The organism is Candidatus Villigracilis saccharophilus, assembly GCF_016711665.1.
Window position 1 is genome coordinate 1 of sequence record NZ_JADJSO010000005.1, and the last position, 25,940, is coordinate 25,940.

The window sequence follows — 25,940 nt, forward strand, 5'->3', positions numbered from 1 at the left end:
GAAACTTCGCCGTAAGAGCCGGTAATTTCACAGGCGTACCCGGCAGATCTGTCCTTGCAGGTTTGCGCTGTCATAACCGCCGGACATTCGCTTAACATATCTATCTCAAGTTTATATAATTTATTGTCGGCGAAGACTTGCGCGGCTGTCATTGCTAAAGTATCGCGGAAGTTGGATTGGCGATCAGGTTGGTTAGCATCTTCGACGATTTCATCCCATGCGGTTCAGGATACAACCGACAATTCAAAATGCGCCGTCCAACGCGGCGACTAGTTTTTCAGAAAGCGGATGTCCAGCCGCCACAGCCAACCACGGCGTAATTTTCCCATCACATATCGCCACCCGCGGCGTCGCTGATCGCTGAGGTGAACGTACCGCTGTCCTTGTCACCTCCGAATTAACGCGCGATCAGCTGTTCATTCTCGACACCGTTCGAGAGGCAAAGCATGGGAGGAAGTTTATCGGCAAAGGGTTTCATCCCGTAATGCGGCAGCGGCTGTCAAAGCTTCAGCACAAATAACGCAGCATCAAAGGGACCAAATTTCTAGGCCTCCTCCGAGTGAAGATACCATTACGAAAGAGCGTGGGAAACGATAAAGGCGTCCTTCGTGTTTCGTCTTTTTCATCAATGGTCACTCGAGACGCGACGCTCACGCCTTAATTCGTCCACGATCTTTTGCTGTTCAACAAAATAACATTATGATTTGGCGAGATAAGAGGACCTGTAAAAATACGTCCCGATGGCGCCGGCGCCAAAGACAAGTACATTTAAACGTTCGGTTGGTTTTAAGTTGGGTATGGATGAGTACAGAAACTGCCTCTGAAAGAGATTTATTCTTTAGTGTGAAATTACCTGTTTACGCTCGGCCTAATCCGTATCTTTCCAATGGGCAGTCATTAATCCCGATCGATCGCCCGGCGATGCGAATGCGATAATCAATCAATCAGCGCGAAGGCGGTGTTTACCGTTGAAAGCGCGTACCGGAGTTATTACGACTGCGGAGCAGCAATAACCGCATGCATGAACCGATTAAAGAGGACGCCGTGCCGACACGGTCAAATAGCGCGAAGGTTCACACAAAGCAGGCTTTGAAATACCTGTCCTGCCCACGCAGGAATAATTCCCAATCGCCTTCCCATCACCGCCAACGGGGTCATAGCGGCGTGCTGGATTGGGGATGGGTGAATTTTGGCGAACTTCATGCGCTGTAAGCCCTGAAAATCCTATTATCACGTTCAAGCCAGAGCCGGATCAAACTCAACCCAGGTACGTTAATTGTGATGCGATAATTTCGGAGGTCTCTTATGTCCTAAAAACTGGACTGGATATCAGCAGATCGAATTTAGTTTTCATTCTTCCGCGTTTCAGCAGAGCCCTTTCCTGCACGGCGATATCCTACCAATTGGATAATCGGGCTGTCCCTGCAAGCGTGCGCCGGCATTCCCGACCGATTCGCCATGACGGACTAAAGTGATAAGAAAAGGCTAGGGTCAATTCTCCATCAAAAGGCTACTCCTTTATCAAGTACGTTGGTAGCGCTTCACTTCTGAAAAATATAGCCTACTATACCGCTCCGATAAAATGACGGAATCAGAATCATACAACGCTTGCACGACAGGCATTGATCGCCATCAACGAACCTCCAACCAACACGATTAGTTCAGTTTGTCCGGTAAGCCATAAAGCTGCCACATAGATCATTTGGGCCGCAGCCAAAACAAGAACCAACGAGATCAACCGATACACAACGGCGCAAGCGAAAAGAAAAAAACAGCACATCTGAGGAATAACCGGGACATTTTCCCAATGAATATTTCGAATTCACCGCCAACGGGCTGGTTCTTGATATGGAAGGAGATGACACTGAATATCCACATCGCGAGATCATACCGCGCAGGAAGCGGTGATACTCGCCCGATGAACGCGGACCATCAAGCGCAGTGCGGGAAAGCGCACGAAAATCTGCGGCACCGCGCAAGACCTGTGTACCACTTACCACGTTGATCAAACGGTAGAAAAGATTGGATGACCACTTCTAAATGATATCGAGCCACCATCATCCATATACGTTGAGTTTGAACAATATCATATCCATTCGGATGAGATCGATCAGTTGCAATATCAATTCCAGGCGGATGTTGACCGTCACCATCCATTGTGATGACAATCTCACCCAACGCAGCGTCTGAGTCCAGCCGTCGGTGCGGCTTGATGTCCAAAATTACGACTCGTTGAAGCACGGAAATACGCCGGGTCGCCCTCCGCAATTTTTCGGAGCGCAGCAACTGTCCCGTCGCTGGAACCGTCATCTACATAGATAAATTGAAAATCGTATGGAAGAGAATCCACAACATCACGGACATGCGTGTGGGTTTGTCCCACGATGACCGCTTCGTTATAAACAGGATAACCAGATCAACTTTGAGCTTATGTTTCGGAGGCACGCAGGAATTTTACCATGCGCATCAAAACCCGACCCCGTGCCTGTCGTCCAATAAACGGAGGGTACGTTCCGCTTCGGCAGTTCTCTGTACCCCATCCCAGCCGAGGGATTCGCCCAAAATATCGGCAAGTTCAAAGATGCTTTCCTTCGTCAACTTACCAAGCATGGCAAGCATGGTACGGCGCAGGACAATATCATCAAGGTGACGAACTTTTCATACTGCACAAGGAACTGCTATCTCACGGCGGGTAACCGGCAGAGACTTTAGCGTTTCATCCGTTCCGCGTTTGATAAAATTAGGCGATGGCCTCGGCAACGTGCCATATCTTTCGAACAAGGGGGCGGAGCACAGTCTGGTCGAGTCAGTCAGGCAGCCAAGCTTTCAAGATGCTTTTCCGATCCTCCTCGCTGCGCGGATAGCCGCGCCCACCGCCAATGGGCAGGTCGGTTGTGTATTTTTGGCGGGATTTTCCAAGGAACGCAAGAACTTTGTCTGTGACTTGTTCACTGAATGCACGGAAGGAGGTCCACTTGCCGCCAACCAAAGAATAGACGGGGAAACTCAGATTTGTCCAATCACCGCTCAACACTTCGATATGATGATCACGGCTGTATTGCCCCGTGGTTTTCCCGCTGCCGCTATTCGCCAATGGACGCACACCAGTAAAGCAAGACGATCTGTTCACGGGTTAATTTGATGGATGGAATACCCGCGAGATCATTTCAATAAAATAATCACCTCTTCTTCAGTACAGCGCGCTTCATCAGGGGTTTCTATCTTTATATCAGATGTACCGATCAAGACACGGTCAAATAATGGGAAGATCAATACAATGCGCCCATCTTTATTCTCAAAGAAAAACTCATTCCCGCCAATTGCAGCGTAACTCGGGATTATCCACAACAAGATGTGAGCCTTTGGTACCGCCAACATATCTGGTTGACAGACCAAAAATTGTGGTTTGTAAAATCGATCCACGGATCGCAGCATTGATCACAAGCTTTGGGTGAACTTCGAAGGTTTCATCGGTCAACTCATCGCGCAGAATGACCGTATTCTTTTCGCCATTGACCATGCTGACATAGTTCAACGCACGCGCATTAGGGGTTTCCGATTCCGCATCCAGGACAATTTCAAGAGCCAGTCTTTCAGGATCTGAGATCAACCCATCATAATATGTCGCGGTATTAACGATCTCAGGATTACTGTGCTTCCATTTACTCAGCGAACTTCCGCGGGATAGCACCGTATGTCTCGGCATAGTTCGATTTTTTCCCATGTAAGCATCATACATTATCAAACCAAGTTTGATAATAATCGAACCACGTTCAGACGGTTTGTCAAGCCAGCCTAAAAATTTAAGCGAGCGTTTAGCATCCCGAAAAATATTTAAATATGGGGATCGTCGTCGGCAACGGGCTGACAATATGCGGCGCGTTCTGATCATGCGGTTACGTTCGCGCACGGCTTCCCGCACCAAACGAAATTCACCGTTCTCCAGATAACGGATACCGCCATGCGCCAGATGTGAGGATGCGGCACTCGCCCCAGAGCAAAATCGCCGCGATCAATAAGCAGCACATCCACACCATTGAGACCCAGGTCGCGGAACGTGCCGATCCCGTTAATCCCTGCGCCAATAATGAGCACAGAACTTTCGGGGTTATCTTTTATTTGAGCTAGAATTTCTTGTCGGTTCATGTCGGTTCATGTTGAACGATTAAAGTTCAACCCTCTTATTTATTCGATCCAATCAAACGTTCGTGTAACGGCTTGTTTCCAACCAGAGTATAAACCCTCACGCCGCTTTGTTGTCATGTTTGGCTTCCACTCTTTATCCCTGCCCCAATTGGCGCGCAATTCATTGTAATCCTTCCAAAAGCCAACCGCCAATCCCGCTGCGTATGCCGCACCGAGCGCAGTGGTCTCTGCAATCTTTGGGCGCACCACAGGCACGTCCAAAATATCTGATTGGAACTGCATCAACAAGTCATTGAAGACCATGCCGCCATCTACTTTTAAGGCGGTCAAAACCACGCCCGAATCCTTCTCCATCGCATCTAACACTTCGCGCGTCTGATATGCGGTGGCTTCCAAAGAAGCGCGCGCAATATGGCCTTTGTTTATGTACCGAGTCATGCCAAGGATCGCGCCGCGCGCATCATATCTCCAATAAGGCGCATACAATCCAGAGAAGGCAGGAACAAAATATATGCCGCCGCTGTCCTCAACTGATTTTGCGAGCGCTTCCACATCTACAGAGGATTGGATCAGTCCCAAATTGTCTCGCAGCCACTGGATCAGCGCCCCCGCGATCGCAATCGAACCTTCCAGAGCGTAAACTGCCTTTTGGTTCCCGATCTTATAGGCGAGCGTTGTGAGCAAGCCTGCCTTGCTTTGAACAGGTTTCTCGCCAGTATTCATCAGCATGAAACAACCTGTTCCGTAGGTATTCTTGGCCTCACCCGCACTGAAACAGGTTTGACCAAAAAGCGCGGCTTGCTGGTCACCCAAATCTCCCGCGACAGGAATCCCCTGTAATCGCCCTGCTTTGACATTTCCATACACTTCAGAAGATGATCTGATCTGTGGAACCATCGCGCGTGGAATCCCCATCAACTTCAGGATCTCGTCATCCCAATCCAGTGTTTTGAGGTTCATCAACAATGTACGTGAGGCATTGGTCACATCGGTAATATGCTCGCCGATCAAATTCCAAATGATCCAGGTGTCAATATTGCCGAACAACAACTCCCCGCTTTTGCCTCTGGCACGCGCCTTTGACATTATCCAATATCCATTTGACTTTTGGCCCTGAAAATATGTGGCTAAAGGCAAGCCAGTCTTTTTTCGGAAACGATCCTGCCCGCCGTTTTTCGCGAGTTTGGCACATATCACATCCGTGCGCGTATCCTGCCAGACGATGGCATTATAAATTGGCTGACCAGTATTCCTGTCCCAGACCAGTGTCGTCTCACGTTGATCCGTAATGCCGATAGCCGCGATCTCACTTATTTTTGTCATATGACCACGGTCCATCTTCTCAAGCGCGCCCCACATTACTTCCTGTACGCGAGTCCATATCTCCATTGGATCATGCTCAACCCAGCCTGGCTTTGGAAAAATTTGGCGGTGTTCCTTCTGGTCAACAGCAGCTACGTTTCCATCATGATCAAAGATCACGGCGGGTACTGGTCGTACCTTGATCTATTGCAGCAACATATTTTGGCATGGAACTTTTCCTTATCTTTTTAAAATTCGAAAAATAACGTTGAAAAAAGAGCCGATCAATTACGAAGCTTTTTGCAATTGTAAAACAAAAAAGATTAAATACTGATTATCACTTAGCCACTGTATTCCTTTCCCCTAATTGTATCTAAAACACAATTCCCGCCTTTCGACGGGAATTATCAAATTCTGTTTCGGAACTAAACCAAAATAAATTTATCCGCTTTCGCACCACAGACCTTGCATGGCTCGGTTGGTTTTCCCAATTCAATATTGCCGCAGACCGGGCAAAGATAGAACTCCACATCGGTCATGTCCTTTCCCGCTTTCCGCTTCCAAAGCAAGCGTATACAATTTGGCATGGACGGCTTCTGCATCCAACGCATATCCAAACATTCGCCTGGCTTTGTGGTCATCAGCTTTTGCCTGTTCGAACATCGGTGGATACATGGTAACGGTCTCGTAAGTCTCACCCTCAATGGCTGCCTGCAAATTATCAGCAGTGGAACCGATCCCCTCCAATGATGCCAAATGCCCCTCCGCGTGGATCCGCTCTGCCTCCGCAGTGGTGCGGAACAAACGCGCAACATTCGGGAAGCCATCCCTTTCTGCCTTCTTTGCAAATGCGCGATATTTCTGGTTAGCCTGACTCTCTCCTGCAAACGACTCTTTCAGGTTTTCAATTGTAGTTGGCATAATATCTCCTATGGACTGACTAGTTTGAGAAATTCTTCACAATTATTATATCCCAGCATCTCACACTATTCAACGTGAGATGAACAAGCCCAAATAGTTATCATGCCAACCACAGGAAATATGTTTCAGCGGCCGTAGGATCGGTCTTGGAAAGAATACTGAGGGGCAAAAAAAACGCCCCTCAGCATGACACATCTTTTTACCCATCATTGAAGCTATTCAACCTGGTGTTCTTTAATACTTCACACGCCTGCATTTGCACTCCCCTCGTGTATCCTAATGCTGGAGAGATAAAAAAAGTAGTTTCCAATTTTCGTGGAAACTACTATCTCATTTTGTGCAATTCAGGCTGATCTATTTAGGCTTCAGCGGGAATTTCTTCAGCATCATCCATTTCGTCTTCATCATCTTCGATTATTTCATCTTCGCTTTTGAAAAAATTATAGACAAGCACCGCAAGCGTTGAACCGATCAATGGACCGAAGAAATAGATCACGTATGTATAAACATTTGAAAAGCTCGGGAGGGCGAAAATCGCTGGGCCGAAAGTCCGCGCAGGATTCATGGATGCGCCTGTAAATGGCAATCCAGCCATGATGGCAAATGCATATGTCATACCGACCGCCAACCCTGCAAATTCGCCGCGCTTGCCTGAAACAACGGTATGCAAAAATGTGTTGACGAGCAGGAAAGTTAAAATGACCTCAACACTCATCGCCATGATCGGGGCCGCATCCGTCAGGGCTCCCACCGTCGCGCCGGGGTCAATGGTGGCGCCAACCACGCCCACAAAAAGCTTAAGCAGATACGCCGCCAATGCCGCGCCTGCAAATTGCGCGATCCAATAAAATGCGGTCTGCGCCCATTTAATGGTACCGTTCAACGCGAGGCCAAACGTTACAGCCGGATTCAGGTGTGCGCCCGAGATATGTCCGTAGGCATAAATAAAGACAGCCAAAACAAAACCCTCCGCAAGCGCAATACCGACCAGTCCAGCATTTACGATCGCCGCTCCCATCCCCACGAACACAAGCGCAAAGGTTCCAATAAACTCCGCAACAAACACTTTCACATTAGACATTATTTTCTCCATAAAAAATGATTTGAGGGATACAACCCTCATGACTTCGATACGCTACGCCAAAACCGTCCATTCACGCGCACCGGCGAGGAACGACCTGCCCGACATGACTTTCTTGCCTGCGGGTTGAATTTCCTCAAGAACCAGTGCGGCATCCGCAGACATGACAGCGGGTCTGCCCTCGACGATGAACCTGCTTCCGCTAGCCAGTCCTTTTTCCACACTGACAACGGATGCGCGCGCCACTTTAAGCGGATTCCCGTTCCATTCAAACCACGCGCCCGGCCACGGATTCATCGCACGTACGCGGCGTTCCAATTCAATGGCTGGCTGTGTGAAATCCAATAAGCCATCTTCTTTCTTCAGCATGGGAGCATAGGTTGCGCCTTCTACGGGCTGAGGTTGTGCCTTTAGTTTTCCGGAAATGATATCTGAAAGATTTTCGTCAAGTAGATCCGCTCCCAGTGTGGATAATATTCCTAAAACCGAACCAGTCGTATCGTCAGGTTTGAGGCGGATTGATCGCTTAACATACATTGGACCTGTATCCAATCCCACATCCATTTTCATGATGGTCACGCCCGTCTCTTCATCTCCTGCCAATATCGCAGCGTTGATCGGAGCCGCCCCCCGCCAGCGTGGAAGTAATGAGGCGTGTACATTGATGCACCCAAACTTTGGAAGTTCAAGAACGTCTTTTTTCAAGATCTGACCAAAAGCAGCAACAACGATCAGGTCAGGCGCCCATGCTCGGAGCTGCTCCATCGGTTCAGGCAGTCGTAATTTTTCAGGCTGGATGACAGGAATGTGTAGATCAAGCGCAAGAGACTTTACAGGTGGCGCCTTCAATTCCCTTCCGCGACCTGAAGCGCGGTCTGGCTGTGTGACGACGCCAACAACTTGAAATGAATTTGCCAATGATGAAAGGGTGGGCAAAGCAAATTCAGGGGAACCCATGAATACGACACGAATTGACATGGGTTTGATTTTAACATATACATAACCCTTGAATAAAATTACCTGCAAGGCATAAAAGGAGAAAAGGATTACCAGTACTCATGGATATTTATGTTGGTTGCATGATAAGGGGATTGGTTGTAAAATAATAAAAATTCAAACCAATCTATTCGGAGGAGTTAATTATGTCTCAAGAACCAATGTCCCCTGAGATCACCAGTGATGACAAGTTGTGGGCAATGCTTTTGGCGTTGGCCAGTCTTTTTGCGGGGTTTTGGTTTCTTTTTGTGTGGTGTTCTTTGTTCTGCATTTGTCTTTCAAGGTGAAGAGGCAGTAACAGTTTTATAAAATCAGTCATCCCTCAAAAGACTCACAGCAAAAAGGAGCTTTTCAAAATTTTCAGAATTATTTATGCTCTACTTTTATGCAAGATAAGCCAAAGAACACCATTTGAATCACTAGTTGGATTGGTATACAAAGGACGCCAATAAAAACAGCAATTAAAAGTGAAATTGTAATTCCTGCTATAAGATCATAGATAATCCACAAAACAAGACGAAGTACGCCATCATTAGTTCGCCCCCAAAGGAAGGCAACATCCTTAGGCTGTGAGTGCGCCCTGTTCAACTAATTTACCTCTCACATATTGGCTTTACAAGTTCAACTGCGGAGTTCTCATTGTGAATATAACAACTCGTTTTCTCCTTATAAAATGTTTTCTATTGCTGAAAAGTCCACCGAGTGCGGCAAGAATTAAGGGCCAGTTAGTATAGTAATAACCATTCCCAACACACGCCCGGTGGTGGGCCTTTCAGGCCATATTTATCAGAGAAAATTAACCAGGCATGTGAATACCCCAAAATTACACTTACACAGCAAGTGAGTTTGTCGGTCTCTGATTTTAAACTGCTTCCCAATCAAGGTTGCGATAAATTTTCAACGAGGGGTGATAATAGCAATTCATTAATTTCATCCTATTAGCTGTTTTTTTAATTCTTTACAAACACTGAATTTCTAAATTGTACTCTCCACCAAACTCTTAAATTATTATAAGACTTAGTTGCAATAAACAAAGTGACATTAATCATTGAAATTAAGTAATTAAACTTTAGTGAAAGATGGGGTGTTTTTCCCCCCCAAACCGAAAGGGGGGGTCCCCCCCCAACTCCGGGGCGCTTATCAAATTTACGGGATATTACCCGCAATATCAGAGCCGACTCTGATCTCAATATCCACGGTGGATGCTGGGTCCGAGACGAATTTGATCTGTTTATCAGTGAACCCAAAAGTGGTTTGCAGGTACTTCACTGTGTAAAGTTTGGAGCCGTACACGATCACAGTGGTTTGAGAGTATGCTTCTGCCGCAGAACCTACTTCCGTTACATTCATGCCCTGAGACTGAAAATATGTGCCGGCACGCTGGTCAAGACCAGGGGTAAAAGTACCGTCTAATACGCGCACTCGAGCCGCTTCCTCACGCATCAAGGCCGGAACATCACCTTGCGCGATCGGGCTGAGCGGACCGGTAGATGTAAAGATCTCATCGCGCAAAACACGGATCTTATCCGCAATCGGTTTCATAATGCTGGCATTCTGTCCACCAAGAGTGACATTATCAAATGTCACCATGGTGGTATCGATCACGCCGGATTTAATACTGTCCCGTGAAATATCTTTAGCAAGCACAGCCAGCTTAAGTGCATCTTCAAAGGGCATGTTGGTATGAATACCATATGACAGTTCCTGATACATTTGCGGCGCTTTGGCGATCAGGGATGGAAATACCTCAGGGTCAAACACCTTTTTCTGCAAGGCAAGAACAACTTCCTGCTGGCGTTTGGCGCGGTCAAAATCACCGCCTGAAGTGTGGCGGTTGCGGGCATAAGCCAGCACCTTCCAGCCCTGGCAAAGTTGTCTTGTACCGCCCCAGGTAAGCTTAAAGTGATCAGTGCCTGAGCCGACCGGATCAAGGATCATATCTTCAGTTGGATTGACTTCGATACATCCAAGCATGTCAACCACGTCTGTGAATACGGCAAAATCAACCTGTAGGAAATAATCGACTGGAACACCGATGAAGTTGGAAACGGTCTTCATGGCAAGCGCAGGACCACCGCCCGGCAACTGTGCACCTTCTCCGCTGGAATAAGCAGTGTTAATACGGCTGTATCCGAAGCCGGGGATATTCACCCACATATCACGCGGAATGGATAACATACCCGCAGTTTTGGTAAGCGGATCGATCGTGATCAGCATCATCGTATCGGAACGCGGAGGACCATCCTGTGCTTCAAGGTCGCGGGCATCCAAGCCAATGAAAAGGATATTGATGCGGCTCGCGCCATCCCAGGCAGGCGGCAGATCAACAACAGGAGCAATAACCGGCGTGGGGGGTAGATCTGCAGGCGCAATGGGCGTGCCCTCAGGATTAAACTGACTGGTTCCATTTGATTGACCACATTGGGCAGGAGCGATCCCAGGCAAATTGGTTAAATTCCAACAAGCGGTCAAATTCCCCACAAAAATATACGCACCTACACTTAGTGCTATTGTAAAGACCCAAAAGACCAACTGTCCAATGGATAATTTTGGAAATTTTATTTTCTTCAAAGAGTCACGATTCATTATTTTGTACAACCTTATGGCTTGCCGTATATCATATCCAATCCGAGTTTTTGCAAGCCTTCCTGTGCCCAATATTGAAGCACAGCGGATTCTTCATTTAGAACTTTCATCATCACAGGGATCGCGCGATGATCTCGTATATCGGATAATGCACGTAACGCCAAAATTTGGACGCCCATCGGCGCCTCTTTCATAACCTCAAGCAGCTTCGGTACCGAAGGGCTTCCGATTTTAATAAGAGCAGTTCCCGCCAGCCCCGCTGTCAGTGCATCCGCATCAAACAGGCTCTGGCTCAATGCATCAACCGCGCTTTCATGAGGGTGATTGCAGAGCGCCAGCGCTGCAGCGGCTCGGACTTCCGGGGCTGAGTCGCTGAGGAGCGGAATCAGTTCCTCGGTCCGCGTGTGAGGCGAGGCAGCCAGAGCACGTACCGCCCACCAGCGAGAATCAGCATCCTCGGCGTGAGTCAATTCCAGTAAAGCTGGAATCGCGGCGATTCCAAAATCAATGATTCCTGGGATGGAATTTTCTGCGCGAACATCGTCTCCACTGGTTAATTCAGCCAGCAGTTCGTGCATTTTTATTTGGAAGGCGGCGGAACTGGGAGCGCGTCTTGCGCGGTGTTAACCCACTTATCCCCTTCGTCTATCAACATGACGGGGATATCGTCCACGATCGGGTACTTGCGGCTGCAATCCTGACAAACGAGCCACGAATCTTTATGCAAGACCAACAGGCCTTGCTTTTCGCGCACGCAATTTGGGCAACGTAATATTTCAAGAAGTTCTGTGCTAACCATAGTTTCTCCTTTTACTAAAAAGATTGTACCATGTGAATTCAGGTCGAATTTTAATTGCTGGGCGAGAGGCATTGATTGTTTTTTCTGGCTTTTTTCTCGGGGTCTTCTGTGTCAGGCCCATACTGGCAGATTGCCTGCCACGGTTGGTAATGAGTTTGGAATTGGTCTGTAAAATAAACCTGTCCATTGATCCAAACCGTACGCGTCACGTTGACATCCGCGCCCTGTGCGGCGTAGTCAATTTGCTTGATCTCGTTCTTTCTTAATTCTGAATTCTCTTCGAAAAGCGGTTCGGGCGGCGGAACGACATTGGAAGGCCCGGTCGTTTCCCATGTGACACTGCGCCCATCAGAAGTGGAGTAAAGTTTCCAGGTAATGGTACGCGCACCAACATTGACGTAGGTTTCCATCAACAACCACGAAGATGTGTCATTCACAAATTTGAAATCCACAAGCGGAAAGTAAACGGTTGCATCCATGCCGGCAAAATTCGTGTCAACTGATCCGCTGGCATCCATTTCATAATATGAAACTCGATACGCATGGGAATATCTCTCAGCAACAGGATAACCTGCAAAGAACACCGTTCTGAAAAGGGTGGTGCTGACCTGACAAACGCCTCCACCCACTCCTTTGATGGTGCGCCCACCATAAATGATCAGCGCTTCGGCAAATCCGTTTTCAAGACTCACGTCACCCAGCACACTGCCCATGGAAAATGTCTCGCCGGGCGCCACCAATAATCCATGATAACGCTCAGCAGCAGCGACAATATTCTGGATGCGCGCATCGCTGGAACCATAGAAATAAGTGGTCTGTTCACCGACCAATTGCACGACGCCTAATTCCGCGCCGGTGGCTGTATCAGCTACTGCGGGTTGTTCTTCTGAAACTGAAAGCGCAATCGTGTGTTCTCCACGCAAGAGCGCATCATTGATGGCGGCGATGCTGGCTTCGACATCCATGGAGCGGCCAATGGTTGAAACAGCGATCGGCTCGATCTGACCGGTGCCATCGTTAAATACAAACCTTGCATTATCAGGTAGTCGGTCTACAAATGTTTTTAATTCTGTCAGGGTATTCCGTAATGCCATGCGATCCAGCCCAACCTTCATCTGGGCTGTGCCGCTGGAATCATCAATCGTCACGCCAAGCATGTTCACCAAAACAGGGACATCGTAGGTCCACGGACCAGGATCCCCCTCACGGAAATTCGGAAGCGTGAGAGTCAACGGCTGGCTGAGGATCTGGCGGGCTGCTTCTGCCTGAGAGGAAACATCCAATAGTCTGGGAGCGGATTCCTGAATGACCAGCGCCACTTCGCCATCGCGGAAAGATTGCAGTTGTGCGCCGAGGTAGATCAGGGTCGCATCAAGATTAAGGAAACGCCCCAATTGACCCGGCTCGGCAATAACATTCGTACCGTCCACGCGCAGGCTGGCCTCAAGAACGGGCTTATCCACCTGAACAGCTATATTTTGCAAATAGGTGTAAGCCACGCGCTGATCAAAGATGATCACAGGCGCAACATCCGAACCCAACCCGCCCGCTCTAACTTGACTGGCGAGAGCGCCAAATAAACCGCCAGAACGTCCGTATTTATAGGCCGCCAGTGAGCTCGCGGATGGATCGAAGACCATCCCCAGTTCCGCAGGAGATGCAACCCATAATTTGTCTGCATCACGGAATAATATTTTGCCGGTAATGGGATAGGACAAGGTTTGGTTTAACTTTAACGCGGCATCATTGGGAGCGAGGCCGGAAAGGTCCACGCCTGCCACAGAGACACCAGGGAAGATGCGTCCGGCATAAAATAGTTGATATCCCAAAGTCCAGGTTAGGACAACGGCAAGAAACAAAAAAAGTCCACCAACCAAGACGGCGATGATTTGCCTCGGCAGGTCGCGCCTGATAACAAATTTGGCATTCATGGAAAGGATTATAACGAAAAAAACGATTTCGTTTGTGATAGGTATATAAGATTTTTATTAGGGAAAATAAAAGAGCCTCGGTAAAAATCCGAGGCTCTTTATCATTGATTATCAAATCTATTTGACTGCTTTCGCAATTGCCGCGATATGTTCGGGAGTATTGCCGCAGCAACCGCCCACAACCTTCGCTCCCAACTCGACATATTTCTTTGCATAATTCCCCATATCTTCGGGAGTCATATCGTAGACGCCCTGCTCGGTCTGAATGTCCATGTGTGGAACGCCCGCATTTGGCTTGACCCACAACGGAAAATTCGGCACTGTTGCCGCATATTCCTTGACAACAGATCCCATATTCTCAAGCGTTGTCCCGCAATTTGCGCCGATCATCACCGCGCCCATTTCGGTGTAACGTTTCATTACGTCCTTCGGCTTGACACCCATCATGGTACGGACGCCGCGATCATAGCTGAAAGAGACAACGATCGGCAGATCGGTCACAGAACGTGCTCCTTCAAACGCCGCGTTGGTTTCTTCAAAGGAGAACATGGTTTCGATCAATAACAAATCCACACCACCTTCGGCTAATGCCTTGGCTTGTTCTGCAAACGTGGCTTTTACATCCTCTGGTTCAAGCGGACCGTAAGGCTTAAGAAGCCCGCCCACGGGTCCCATGGAACCAGCAACCAAGCCATTGTTGAGAGAGGCGGCTTTGCGCGCGATCTCCACCGCCCGCATATTTACCTCAGGCATTCGATCCTGATATTTTGAATCCTTCATTCTCATGCGCGTCCCGCCGAAGGTACAGGTGAGAATAATATCCGAGCCTGCCTGGGCGAAAGAACTTGCCAATTTCAAAAGTGTATCGGGATCGTCAATGATGAGATCCTCTGGCGGCTTGCCGGGCTTGAGTCCCATTTTCTGTAAATTCGAACCCGTTGCCCCATCCGCAACAAGGATCTCCCCGCCGTTCAATCTTTCCAAAAATTTATTCATTGTTCACCTCTGGTAGGGGCGGAGCAATGCTCCGCCCCTACAAAAATTATTTGACCATAAAATTCTTCGCCATCGGATCCGCCACACGGTTCGGAATCAAATGCGCGATATGCGGGAACGGCTCGCTCATGTGCGGAAAACTTGTCGCAAGCATGAACTGATTTTGGAATTCAGGATCGGTCGGCAGTTCAAACCGTTCCACCTTGCGCGCCACCGATTCAATCTCTCGTCGCTTCTCAACATTTAGCAGCGCGATCCGCGCGCCATCGCCCGCGGCATTTCCAACCGCATACACATTTTCCAAAACGCAATCGGGGATCAACCCGATCAGCATGGCTTTTTCCTTGTCAATATAACTGCCAAAGCCGCCCGCGAGGATGATTTTATCAGGAGATTCCAAACCAGAGCGCTTCAATAATGTCCGCGCCGCAGTGAACAAAGCCGCCTTCGCCAGTTGAATTTGACGCACATCCTGTTGGGTCATGGGGATGTCGCGGCCAATGGAAGTTTCCTCAGCCCAGGCAATGACGTACTCCCAGCCGCTCTCTCCCTTTCGGATGCGATTCGAACTTAACCCGGTCTTGAACTTGCCCCGAGAGTCCACGATCCCCGCTCGGAATAATTCTGCCACTCCGTCGATGATGGCTGAGCCGCAGATTCCCTTGACCTTACCTTTGAAGTCAGCGTGATCTATATTCCAGCCATCCACACCGATAACCTTATATTTAGGTTCCAGTGTGTTCTCGTCAATAACAATACGTTCCATTGCGCCCGGCGCGGCTCGCATCCCATACTCCACATGTGCGCCTTCGAGCGCCGGTCCAGTGGGCGTGGATGTACACACCAATCGTTTGCGATTTCCCAAAACAAGTTCCGCATTCGTTCCGACATCGATCAATAACCAATTCTCATCCTGCTTGTGCGGTTCTTCAGCGAGGATCATCGCGCTGGTATCCGCACCGACAAAGGATGCGATCGTTGGCAACACATGAATGTTCCCGGATGGATTGATGTGCAATCCCAACTCGCGCGCCTTCACATCCACCGACCTATGGATCGCAGGCACAAATGGCGCAAGCCCCAAGTCCTTTGGATGCAGGTTTAGCAAAAGATGATGCATGGTCGAGTTGCCAACCAAAACCATCTCTAGAATATCTTCAGTTTTTATCTTGGCAGTCTTCGCGGCTTGCTTGAGCAATTTATTCAACGTGGCAATAATCGCCTTATGCAACTTCTCAAGCCCATCTTTATGCTCGATCGTGTATTGAATACGGGACATCACATCCTCGCCATACACGATCTGTGGATTCATCTCAGATTCTGCGGCAAGCATTTCACCAGTGCGCAAATTACATAAATATAAAGCGACAGTTGTTGAGCCGATATCCACAGCCGCGCCGTAACTATCTTCGTGATAACCAGCCTGCACCTGGACAACTTCCCTGTCCTGCCAGACTGAAACGGTCACATTCCATTTTGCATCACGCAGCGTGGACGATAACGTCCGCAGGCATTGATAATCAATTCCCATCTCATGCCAGCGCGGAAGTTTTTCTTCCGTACCGCGCACCAAAGCCATGGATGTTTCCAATCCCTTGGCGAGGCGTTCCCAATCCGCGATGGGACGTTCCAAATTCGGCGGAGACATCGTAACAAGGTATTTTCGGACGGCAGGTTTGATCTCGATCTCCCGCTGCGTGGCGCTCTTGCGGACGATTTGCTTGTTCCCTCGGCTTTCCTCAGGCACGTTGATCAGCACGTCACCGTGTATCTTGCATTGGCAGGAAAGGCGCACCTGCCCCACTTGCCAGCCTTTATCTTTTAATAACTTGGGTCTGCGGGCAAAGTACGCGGCTTCTTCACTGGTCACAGGGGAAACATTCTCGCGCCGCGAATCCATGTTGTATTTCTCGAAGCGGCCCTCTTCAATTAAAACCATGCACTTGCCGCAAGTGGCATTCTCAGCGCAAATGGACTCGATCTCCACACCCAGATCACGCGCGGCAGAACGAATCGACAGACCTTCTTCCACTTGCCCGCGGGAGCCAGAGGGTTGCAAAATAATAGTATGTTTTTTTGTCATATGTTTTGAACCGCAAAGGTCGCCAAGAAAGTCTTTTGTATTTCTTTGTGTCCCTTCGTGTCCTTTGTGGTTAAGTGGTTTTTGCCTCTCGGCGCGGAATCTCTATTTTCGCAAATTCAACTTCCAGTTCAGAAAGAAGCGCATCTGCAACTTCTTCAGGCGGGCCATCCCGTTCGATCCATGCTCCGCGTTTATACTGCGCCGCATATTCCGTTGTTCCCGTTAAACCTTCAGCCATTGCATAAGAGTCAATCGCGTTTTGGATTTTTTGTGAGAGTTGTTTCTTGACCGTTCTTCCATCGCCTTCAACAACAATTGAAGAGGGGATATGTTTCCAGTAAAAAATTCGATATTTTGCCATGCTAAATCCTCTTTGAAATTATATATAATTTTCGGGGGGGGGGGGGGGGGGGGGGGGGGGGGGGGGGGGGGGAATGAGCGGGATTTATGGTACGGGATGAATTGCTGTGAGGTCAATATAAAAACCCCTGCCCGGGAAAACTTTTTGGGGGGGGGGTTTTTTTTTTTCTTCAAATCGATGCCAGCGCAGTTCCCGCCAGCCAGCCCGTCGTCCACGAAGATTGAAAGTTGAATCCGCCTGTAATTCCGTCAATATCCAAAACTTCACCCGCGAAAAATAAATTTTCAACCACACGGCTTTGCATGGTCTTGAAATTCACTTCATCCAAACGCACGCCGCCGCATGTGACAAATTCCTCTTTGAATTGTCCCTTGCCAATGATCTCAAAGTTTCCCATGGTTAATTCTTCAGCCAGTTTTTTTATCTCTGCTTTTGAAATATCACCCCAATTTTTCTCGCCGACAAAATAAGCAAGCTGCTTCCATAACCGCGCAGGTAATTGCGTAAACGCGGGATCTGCTGAAACTTTTTTACGCGTATTCTCATGCCAGTCTTTGTGCCTTTGTAATACTTCAAGCGCCTTATCGAATGAAGTATCCCCCAGCCAATTCACGATCAATACCGCGCGATATTCCTTTTCAAATAGAGTTCGTGCGCCCCAAGCGGAAAGACGCAAAATCGCCGGCCCGCTGACTCCCCAATGCGTGATCAACAGCGGACCTCGTTGTGTGAGCGAATCCATTTTCACGGTGACCGACTCAACCGACACACCCGCCAATCCCTCCAGGCGTTTATCTGAAATGTTGAAAGTGAATAAAGACGGCACTGGCTCTTCAATGGCATGACCAAGCGATTTGATCATATCGCGCGTTTTTGGATCACTCCCAGTTGCCAGCAATAATTTTTTTGTTTGCAGATGAAACTCCTGCGCGTCATTTCTGACCTCGAGCCTGAATCCGTTTTCTGAAAGTGACTCCACCTTTTGCAGACTCGTCCCCGTCTGCACAGTGATCCCAGCTTTCTTCGCACTCTCGCGCAGACAATCCGCAATTGTCGCCGACGAGTCTGTGACAGGAAACATGCGCCCATCATTTTCTGTTTTTAATCTCACACCGCGTTTTTCAAACCACCGAATCGTATCCTCTGGCTGAAAGCGAGTGAATGCGCCGCGCAGCGCCAATCCTCCGCGCGGATAATAGGTGATCAACTGCGCAGGGTCGAAACAGGCATGTGTCACATTACAACGCCCGCCACCAGAGATGAGCACCTTCCCGAGAGTCTGCTGTGCCTTTTCAATGATCAGCACCTTTAATTCGGGATTTAATTCCGCGCAGCGGATACCCGCAAAAAATCCCGCAGGTCCCCCGCCGACAATGATCACATCCCATTGGATCGAAGATAATTTAGCCATTACGCGATTATACAGGCAGGCCGGGAAAATATCCGAAACAGATTAAACTTGGTAAGGTAAAATCGTGAACAACATCGTACAGGTGAAACATGCGAGAAAAAATTCTAGATCTACTCTCCGGCAAAAAAATCAACGTCCAGCCAGCCTTCAGCGGTTTGATCCACATCACCGCGGAAGGACTGCAAAATGAAGGACTGGCATTTCCTGAAATACATACCGATGCTTATAAAATGGCAAAAGCGGCGGCAAGCACCTTTAAGTTGAGCGGTCTGCCATCTGCGGTTGTGCCATTGGATATGTATGTGGAAGCGGAAGCACTTGGTGCTGAGATCAACTTCCGCGCGGATCGGGAGTTTGAATTCCCACAGGTAAAGAAAGCTGGACTGTTTGGGTCGGCAAAAGAGATTACCGAAGAGGCCGTAAAGGTTTTAAATAAGGGCAGAATTAAATTAGTTTGTGATGCGATCAAGATATTAAAGGATGATGTGGGTAATGATGTGGTTATCGGCGGGATGATCCCTGGGCCGTATACCTTATTGTTACTTGTGGTCGATCTGAAAAATATGTTCATTGCGATGAAGAAGGAACCCCAGGCAGTTACGGACGCTCTCTTTCATCTTTCGTCTTTCCTTGTAGAAATTGGCGGTGCATACAAAAATGCGGGCGCAGACTTTATCACCATTCATGACATGGGCGGCTCCCCTGCTTTCATTGGTCCATCAAAATATGAACAATTCGCTTTTCCCGCCGAAAAAATGCTAATTGAGAAATTACCCAAGCCGCGAGTTTTGTCTGTATGCGGAAATGTGACAAATTCCCTTCACCTGCTGGCGCAAACAGGCGCAGATGCGCTATCGCTGGATCAGACCGTTGATCTCGCAGCGGCACGGCTGATTTTGAAGGATGCCTTGCTGTTTGGAAATCTCGACCCCGTGGAGACTCTCTACCGGGGAGACCCTGTCCAAGTCGCTGAATCAGTGATCAGGGCAAAAGAGGCGGGCGTGGATGCAATCTGGCCGGGCTGTGATCTTGTCATCCGGACTCCGATTCAAAATATCAAGGGACTATTTGTCTAGTCAACTTGTAATTAACGCGGGAGTGTGCTATTAATAATCCAGAACAAATCCATAATATAAGGTTGTCGTATGCATCGTGAACGAGTGTCAGAAAATGTTTTTTGGTTCCAAAGTGAAGTCTATGCGCAAGTGACGGCTGGCGTGATCGTTGGTCCGCAGTGGGCGGTGGTGATCGATACACTGGCCTTGCCCGAAGAAACGCTCGGGATGCGCGAGTTCATCGAACACGAGTTAGGTGTGCAGGTGCGTTACGTGATCAACACCCACTATCACGCCGATCATACCTGGGGAAATTGTTTCTTTCCGGGCGCGACTGTGATCGGCCACGCCAGATGCCGTGAATTGCTGATCGAACATGGCGTGCCTTCTTTAGAAGGAGCCAAAAAGCAAAATCCAAATTTACGACAGGTAAAAATAGTTCCTCCTCACCTGACATTTGACTCCGGCGAATTAACGATGCGCGTCGGGAAGAAAAATCTGGTCTTCTCTCAATCATTCGGACACAGCGAAGACAGTATCTCCGTTTTGGTAGAGGAAGACCGCGTGCTGTTCGCCAGTGACGCTTTCATGCCCCTGCCCTATATTGTGGACGGTGATCTGGATGAGTTGACCGTCTCGATCAAAAAGATAGGAAAGATGGGTTTGGAAAACATTATTCAGGGACACGGTGACATCATCCTGCGCGGCGAGATCGACGCGGCGGTAAAAGAGAACTTAAATTACCTGAACAATATCAAGAAAGCCGTTAAATCTGCGGGAAAACGCAAGAACGTGGAGGAATATCTGGACAGCATCACGATTGAGGATTGCGGAAAAAGCCGCGTTTATCTGGGCGGTCTGGCAGAAACACTTCATCGGAGAAACCTGCGTACGCTTTATCACCAGATGCACGGTGACTGATTTTTTTGAAATTAATGTAAATAGATGTTGCAAGCTCGTTTGGTGAGCCTGCAACATCTTGCATAATGGGGTTATTTTTTTCATAGTGAGGCGCACAGTGAAAACTATTCTTGAAAAATCTCGTTATCTCGCCATCATAGGAGTGATCTCTCTTTTGATCGCGGCTCTGGCAGCTTTTGCTTGGGGAACGCTAAAAACGATTAATGCCGCCTTACTGGTTATCCAATCCATGGGCAGAGATGCGGGCATTACGATCGAACTGATCGAAGTGGTGGACAGCTTCCTGATCGCCACCGCTATTTTGATCTTTGCCGCAAGCCTGTATGAACTATTCATTGGCGAACTTAACCTTCCAGAATGGATGCTTGCGCACAATTTGTATGATCTCAAAGGAAAATTGAGCAGCATGATCGTGCTGGTGATGTCGGTAAAATTTCTTGAGAAATTACTGGAGCTAAAAGATGCACAGGCGCTTTTACAAACAGGAATTGCAACGGCACTGGTATCTGCAATGTTGATTGCATTTGGATATTTTGGAAAGAAGGATTAATTTTTTTTCGGGAAACTTTGATGGCACGCTATTCTCGACCTTTATCCGGACTGCCTCCCTTTCAACAAGGCGGTCTGGATTCACTCTGTGGGCTATACAGCATCATTAATGCTGAGAGAATGATCAACCGCTCTACAGATGAAGAGACTCAACAACTATTCGATGATCTGATCCACTATCTCTCCCGTCGCGGGTTATTACCCAAGTTCCTGATCGGCGGGATCATCCATACAGAAATGCTGGTGATCATAAAAAAAGTAGTGGGAAAAAAACGCATTTCGAATGTTGAAATCCCCTGGCGCGGCGTACCCAACCCAGACCTAACGGCGTTCTGGAAATCCATTCAATATTTTTTGGATGGAACGCCCGGGCGCGCTGTTGTCCTCGGACTGGATGGTTATCATGATCACTGGACTGTGATCGAAAAGATCACCAACCGTTCGATCATTCTTTATGATTCCGCATTGATCAAACGCCTGCCGCGCTCATCCTGTACCACCGCATACGATACATGGAAGCGCAAACACCTGCTCCTGCCTGCGCAAACATACTTTCTCTCTAATGAAGTGCTTAACATTAACGAGTGTGATTATTAACCAAAGATGACTGTCACCTGATTTAGAGGTTTTATGAAAAACAAAATAGATAACCTGCCAGATATTCTTTCCAAACTTTCAAGGGAAGATTATTGTTACCTGACCACAACAGGACGCAAAAGCGGGCTTGCGCGTGAAATCGAGATCTGGTTCGGGATCAATGGAAACTCACTCTATCTTTTATCGGGCGGCGGAGATCAATCACAGTGGGTGAAAAACCTGCTGGCAAATCCAAATGTGACCGTGCGGATTGCAAAGCACAACTTCAACGGCATTGCAAGAATCGTGAGCGAAGAAAAAGAAGAGACAATGGCACGTCACATGCTGGCGGGAAAATATCAAGGATGGAAAGAGGGCAAACCGTTGAGTGATTGGGGAAGGACAGCCCTGGTCATAGGGATTGATTTGAGTGCAGTATGAAACTTTATTTTGTGCGGCACGGGGAAAGCGAAGCAAATACCCGGCATGTGATTTCTAATCGAGAGAGTCCTTTTGGACTTACCGCTCTTGGGAAAAGGCAAGCTGCTAAATTGGCAGAAAGCCTGAAATCCATTCCAATGAATTCCATTTTCTCAAGTCCCATTCTGCGAGCCAGAGAGACAGCGGAGATATTGTCACAGAAACTTCAACTCCCGATCCACATAACTGAGTCATTGCGGGAATACGACTGTGGCATTCTCGAAGACAAATCTGATGAGGCAAGTTGGGAAGCGCATCGCACCACTTACCATGAATGGACGTTGCGACAGAATTTTCAGGAAAAGCCTGAAGGCGGGGAAAGTTTTTTAGATATTCAGAATCGATTCCTTCCATTTATCGAAAAAATAACTCATGATAACTTGCACGCAGACAATCACATCTTGTTGATTGGGCATGGCGGATTGTTCACTTTGATGCTTCCGCTCGTACTGACCGATATTGATAAAGACTTCTTCTCCAACGGATTCGGTCACACGGAATGTGTTACCGCAGAATTGTGTCCAAGCGGTCTGGTTATGATAAGTACTTTTGGCTGACGCCAGAACATTAGCCATTTTTTATTATCACAGTAAAATCCCCTAAATTTATTTCAGGAGAATGACTCATGGGCGTCATGATGCAAACCTTCCATTGGGATTGCCCCAGGGAAGACAAAAAGGAATTCCAATGGTGGAATTACATAAACGAACAAGTCCCTGCGCTGGCAAAAGCGGGATTCACTTCGCTATGGCTTCCGCCAATTCATAAAGCCGCGAATCTTTCAGGTCCATCAATGGGATATGACCCCTATGATTTTTATGACCTCGGTGAATTTGACCAGAAGGGAAGCATCCCAACCTGGTTTGGCACGCGCCAGGAATTAGAGACACTTATTGAAAGCGCACACAGTCACGGGTTAAGTCTGATCGCGGATATTGTCATCAATCACAACTCCGGCGCAGATATGCAGGAAGTGAATCCGATCACAGGGCAGTCACGCTGGACTCTATTCAACCCCAAGAGCGGCAAGTTCCCGCGCAACTGGGAAAGTTTTCACCCGAGCATGTATGAGTCATGGGATGAGATGACCTTTGGAGATATGCCCGACCTTTCGCATCGCAATCCTTATGTATATGCCGAACTGCTCAAACTCACGCGCTGGCTGATCGAAGAGGTCGGCTTCGACGGTTTTCGATATGACTTTGTCAAAGGATATGGCGCGAACACCATCACGGCCATTCAAGAATATCGTTATATGCGCAACGGCAAACCCTTTATTCCCTACGGCGTTGCCGAATATTGGGACTCTGCCAATAACACACTTCACTGGGTGAACGAAGCGAACTTTTCCAACTCCAATCCTGTGGACGCATTTGATTTTCCTTTGCGCGAACTACTCAAAGGCATGTGCGATCAATATGGATTTAGTTTAAAGAACCTGGTGAATGGCGATTCAATATTGCGCGCGCAGACGCAATCCACGGTGACCTTTGTTGAAAATCACGACCTGCGCGACGAAGGCCGCCCGATCACAAACGATAAACTGCTGGCATATTCATATATTCTCACGCATGAAGGCTATCCCTGCGTCTTTTGGAAGGATTATTTCAACTACAAGCTCGCTCTGAAAGATTCACCAAATGGAATTGACGCGCTGGTTCAGGCGCATGAAAAATACGCAGCGGGTTCAACCGATGTTCTCCACCTTGACGACAATCTTTACATCATGCAGCGCGCTGGATATGATGGTCAACGCGGACTGATCTATGTGCTCAACAACAACGGTGATGACTGGCACGGACAATGGGTCAGCACAAAATGGGCAAACGCCTCATTCCGACCGGTGGCATGGTGGGGCAAAAATGACATATCCCGCCCCGCAGACCAATTCACGAACTCCGATGGACGCGGTCAATTTTTTGCGCCAGCGCGCGGATATGCGGTGTATGTGGTTCAATAAAATAAACTTATAAATATCTTACAGGTGAAGCCATGTCCAATTTTGCTAAAGTTGAAAAAGCTGCCAAAGGCATTAATCGGTTACAGACAGGCTGCATGTTTTTATTCGCCAACCTGCTTTTTACTGGCTTCTGCTTATGGGGAGTCTACATGTTGTATGTATCCGTGCAATTGGAAACAAAAGGAAAAATTACTGAAGGCATTGTCGTTGAAATGGATGCATCCACAACGGACGGCTCGACAACCTACTCACCGATCATTGAATTTGAAGCCAACGGAGAAACCCATTCATTTAAAGGAAACATATCATCCAATCCGCCGCAATACAGTATCGGAGATCGCGTGGATGTTCGCTTTGACCCGGACAACCCAAACACCGCGCAAATAGACAAAGGCTCCGAACGCTGGCTCACACCGATCATCCTCATTCCTGCCATGCTTATCGCCGCCATCATCGTTAACTTCTTCCTGATCCGTGCCTGGCGGCGCGGGGATTCAATTGACACTTAAGTTTATTCCTTCGTGATCAACCTGACTTGATTATCGTAAAAGAAATAATCCCATGCCCAGTTGAACATCACAACAATGCGGTTGCGGAATCCGATAATGCGATAGATGTGCAGGAAAACCCAGATCACCCACGCAATAAATCCGCTGAAGGAGATTCCCCCAATGCGTGCGACAGCGGCATTCCGTCCGATGGTGGCCAGTAGGCCGGGGTCTTTATAACGAAATGGGATCAATGGACTGCCGTTGAGCATGCGTCGAATATTCTGCGCGGCAGATTTTCCCTGTTGAATTGCAACCGTGGACAACATAGGCAGGGGCGATCCATTTTCGGTCAGAAAGGCCGCGTCGCCGATAACGAATGTTTCAGGACGCCCGGGTAGCTGCAAGGTCGGTTCGACACACACCCGTCCCCCGCTGGCTTGCTGCACACCAAGTCCATCCACAATTTCTGTGGCTTTGACTCCCGCAGTCCAAATCACAGTAGAGGTTTCGATCTGGATTCCATCTCCCAGGGTTACGCGCTGTCCAGTGAAACTTTCGAGCTTGGTATTCAAACGAACGTCAACGTTTTTGCGGCGCAATAATTTTTCGGTGGCTTTGCGTAATTCATCGGGATAGGGTCCGATCAAATGCGCAGACGCTTCAAGCAGGACCACGCGTGTGTCGTTGACATCCAGTTGCGGAAAATCCTTTACCATCACATGCGAAATTAACTCTCCCAATGCTCCCGCTGTTTCAACACCAGTAGGGCCGCCGCCAACGATCACAAAAGTTAAAAGAGCCTTACTCTTCTCAGCATCGCCTTCAATGCTGGCACGCTCGAACATCGAAAGTAAATGATTTCTTGTTTTGACCGCTGTCTCAAGATCCTTGAGTTGAAACCCATCTTTTTCAATGGCATCGAAGCCAAAGAAATTTGTGCGTCCACCGACTGCCAGCACGAGATAATCATAGGCAATGATGGAACCGTTGAGCTTAATAAATTTTTCATCCAGATCAATTGAGCTCACTTCACCCATTTGGAATGTGAGATTTTTTTGTTTGCGGAAAATCGTGCGGACAGGATACGCTATCTGCGATGGGACCAAACCCGCAATCGCGACTTGATAAAGCAGCGGCTGAAATAAATGATGGTTGTGTTTGTCGATCAAAGTGATGCGTACAGGCGCGTTGGATAATCCGCGCGCGGTTTCAATCCCAGCGAAGCCTGCGCCGATGATGACAATATGTGGAAGGTTGTTTGTGTTCATGGCGGCCTCAATAATTTAATTTCCATT

At 48.2% G+C, this 25,940-nt stretch carries 24 protein-coding genes and 3 pseudogenes; 9 read left to right on the top strand and 18 right to left on the bottom strand.

Features of this window, described 5'->3' with window-relative positions; translation table 11 throughout:
• Window positions 1–1,017: 1,017 nt before the first annotated feature.
• Window positions 1,018–1,212: a hypothetical protein gene (locus IPL17_RS02155; RefSeq protein WP_345305435.1), complete on the top strand. Its 195-nt coding sequence runs from the start codon at window positions 1,018–1,020 to the stop codon at window positions 1,210–1,212.
• 958 nt (window positions 1,213–2,170) lie between these two features.
• Here the strand turns inward: IPL17_RS02155 and IPL17_RS02160 are convergent.
• The 17 genes and pseudogenes from IPL17_RS02160 to IPL17_RS02240 all read right to left on the bottom strand — a co-directional run.
• A pseudogene (locus IPL17_RS02160) lies at window positions 2,171–2,395 on the bottom strand (glycosyltransferase); the annotation flags it as partial.
• Window positions 2,396–2,466: 71 nt separating this feature from the next.
• Window positions 2,467–2,619, bottom strand: coding sequence for a hypothetical protein (locus IPL17_RS02165; protein ID WP_345305436.1), 153 nt, complete (start codon window positions 2,617–2,619; stop codon window positions 2,467–2,469).
• 187 nt (window positions 2,620–2,806) lie between these two features.
• The gene (locus tag IPL17_RS02170) at window positions 2,807–3,130 is read right to left on the bottom strand and encodes a hypothetical protein (RefSeq protein ID WP_345305437.1); all 324 of its coding nucleotides are present in this window, start codon (window positions 3,128–3,130) and stop codon (window positions 2,807–2,809) included.
• Window positions 3,131–3,307: 177 nt separating this feature from the next.
• Entirely contained in the window at window positions 3,308–3,970 is a 663-nt protein-coding gene (locus tag IPL17_RS02175; RefSeq protein ID WP_345305587.1) for a hypothetical protein, read from the bottom strand.
• Window positions 3,889–4,146, bottom strand: coding sequence for a hypothetical protein (locus IPL17_RS02180; RefSeq protein ID WP_345305438.1), 258 nt, complete (start codon window positions 4,144–4,146; stop codon window positions 3,889–3,891). The genes IPL17_RS02175 and IPL17_RS02180 overlap by 82 nt, the downstream gene beginning before the upstream one ends.
• Before the next feature lie 39 nt (window positions 4,147–4,185).
• Window positions 4,186–5,677 (bottom strand): annotated as a pseudogene (glpK, locus tag IPL17_RS02185) (glycerol kinase GlpK).
• A 196-nt stretch (window positions 5,678–5,873) separates the two neighbouring features.
• A pseudogene (locus IPL17_RS02190) lies at window positions 5,874–6,369 on the bottom strand (rubrerythrin family protein).
• A gap of 358 nt (window positions 6,370–6,727) precedes the next feature.
• On the bottom strand, window positions 6,728–7,450 hold the full coding sequence (locus tag IPL17_RS02195) for an aquaporin (RefSeq protein ID WP_345305439.1): 723 nt from the start codon (window positions 7,448–7,450) through the stop codon (window positions 6,728–6,730).
• A gap of 54 nt (window positions 7,451–7,504) precedes the next feature.
• Window positions 7,505–8,428 carry a methionyl-tRNA formyltransferase gene (gene fmt / locus IPL17_RS02200; protein WP_345305440.1) on the bottom strand — a complete coding sequence of 308 codons (924 nt, stop codon included), beginning with the start codon at window positions 8,426–8,428 and terminating at the stop codon, window positions 7,505–7,507.
• A gap of 1,164 nt (window positions 8,429–9,592) precedes the next feature.
• Window positions 9,593–11,032, bottom strand: coding sequence for an LCP family protein (locus tag IPL17_RS02205; RefSeq protein WP_345305441.1), 1,440 nt, complete (start codon window positions 11,030–11,032; stop codon window positions 9,593–9,595).
• A 14-nt stretch (window positions 11,033–11,046) separates the two neighbouring features.
• Window positions 11,047–11,610: a HEAT repeat domain-containing protein gene (locus IPL17_RS02210; protein WP_345305442.1), complete on the bottom strand. Its 564-nt coding sequence runs from the start codon at window positions 11,608–11,610 to the stop codon at window positions 11,047–11,049.
• Between the two features lie 2 nt (window positions 11,611–11,612).
• The gene (locus IPL17_RS02215) at window positions 11,613–11,831 is read right to left on the bottom strand and encodes a Trm112 family protein (protein ID WP_345305443.1); all 219 of its coding nucleotides are present in this window, start codon (window positions 11,829–11,831) and stop codon (window positions 11,613–11,615) included.
• Between the two features lie 50 nt (window positions 11,832–11,881).
• A complete protein-coding gene (locus tag IPL17_RS02220; RefSeq protein WP_345305444.1) occupies window positions 11,882–13,762 on the bottom strand; it encodes a VanW family protein in 1,881 nt (626 codons plus the stop codon).
• A 117-nt stretch (window positions 13,763–13,879) separates the two neighbouring features.
• Window positions 13,880–14,758, bottom strand: a complete 879-nt coding sequence (locus tag IPL17_RS02225) for a homocysteine S-methyltransferase family protein (RefSeq protein WP_345305445.1) — start codon at window positions 14,756–14,758, stop codon at window positions 13,880–13,882.
• A 46-nt stretch (window positions 14,759–14,804) separates the two neighbouring features.
• Entirely contained in the window at window positions 14,805–16,841 is a 2,037-nt protein-coding gene (locus tag IPL17_RS02230; RefSeq protein WP_345305446.1) for an ASKHA domain-containing protein, read from the bottom strand.
• Window positions 16,842–16,911: 70 nt separating this feature from the next.
• Window positions 16,912–17,202: a virulence factor gene (locus IPL17_RS02235; protein ID WP_345305447.1), complete on the bottom strand. Its 291-nt coding sequence runs from the start codon at window positions 17,200–17,202 to the stop codon at window positions 16,912–16,914.
• A gap of 169 nt (window positions 17,203–17,371) precedes the next feature.
• A complete protein-coding gene (locus tag IPL17_RS02240; RefSeq protein WP_345305448.1) occupies window positions 17,372–18,613 on the bottom strand; it encodes an NAD(P)/FAD-dependent oxidoreductase in 1,242 nt (413 codons plus the stop codon).
• Window positions 18,614–18,702: 89 nt separating this feature from the next.
• Between IPL17_RS02240 and IPL17_RS02245 the strand changes: the two genes are divergently transcribed.
• From IPL17_RS02245 to IPL17_RS02280, 8 genes are all read left to right on the top strand, one after another.
• Window positions 18,703–19,689 (top strand): uroporphyrinogen decarboxylase family protein, encoded by a 987-nt coding sequence (locus tag IPL17_RS02245; RefSeq protein WP_345305449.1) that lies wholly within the window; start codon window positions 18,703–18,705, stop codon window positions 19,687–19,689.
• 69 nt (window positions 19,690–19,758) lie between these two features.
• Entirely contained in the window at window positions 19,759–20,589 is an 831-nt protein-coding gene (locus IPL17_RS02250; RefSeq protein ID WP_345305450.1) for an MBL fold metallo-hydrolase, read from the top strand.
• 97 nt (window positions 20,590–20,686) lie between these two features.
• Window positions 20,687–21,139, top strand: coding sequence for a YqhA family protein (locus tag IPL17_RS02255; RefSeq protein ID WP_345305451.1), 453 nt, complete (start codon window positions 20,687–20,689; stop codon window positions 21,137–21,139).
• A gap of 20 nt (window positions 21,140–21,159) precedes the next feature.
• Complete coding sequence (locus IPL17_RS02260; protein ID WP_345305452.1) at window positions 21,160–21,735, top strand: hypothetical protein; 576 nt, start codon at window positions 21,160–21,162, stop codon at window positions 21,733–21,735.
• Window positions 21,736–21,768: 33 nt separating this feature from the next.
• Window positions 21,769–22,155: a nitroreductase family deazaflavin-dependent oxidoreductase gene (locus IPL17_RS02265; protein WP_345305453.1), complete on the top strand. Its 387-nt coding sequence runs from the start codon at window positions 21,769–21,771 to the stop codon at window positions 22,153–22,155.
• Window positions 22,152–22,751, top strand: coding sequence for a histidine phosphatase family protein (locus IPL17_RS02270; RefSeq protein WP_345305454.1), 600 nt, complete (start codon window positions 22,152–22,154; stop codon window positions 22,749–22,751). Before IPL17_RS02265 ends, IPL17_RS02270 begins: the two co-directional genes overlap by 4 nt.
• A gap of 68 nt (window positions 22,752–22,819) precedes the next feature.
• Entirely contained in the window at window positions 22,820–24,154 is a 1,335-nt protein-coding gene (locus IPL17_RS02275) for an alpha-amylase domain-containing protein (protein WP_345305455.1), read from the top strand.
• Between the two features lie 32 nt (window positions 24,155–24,186).
• Complete coding sequence (locus tag IPL17_RS02280) at window positions 24,187–24,663, top strand: DUF3592 domain-containing protein (protein WP_345305456.1); 477 nt, start codon at window positions 24,187–24,189, stop codon at window positions 24,661–24,663.
• A 2-nt stretch (window positions 24,664–24,665) separates the two neighbouring features.
• Here IPL17_RS02280 and IPL17_RS02285 read toward each other — a convergent pair whose 3' ends face one another.
• Window positions 24,666–25,913 (bottom strand): NAD(P)/FAD-dependent oxidoreductase, encoded by a 1,248-nt coding sequence (locus IPL17_RS02285; protein ID WP_345305457.1) that lies wholly within the window; start codon window positions 25,911–25,913, stop codon window positions 24,666–24,668.
• Window positions 25,914–25,940: the final 27 nt, after the last annotated feature.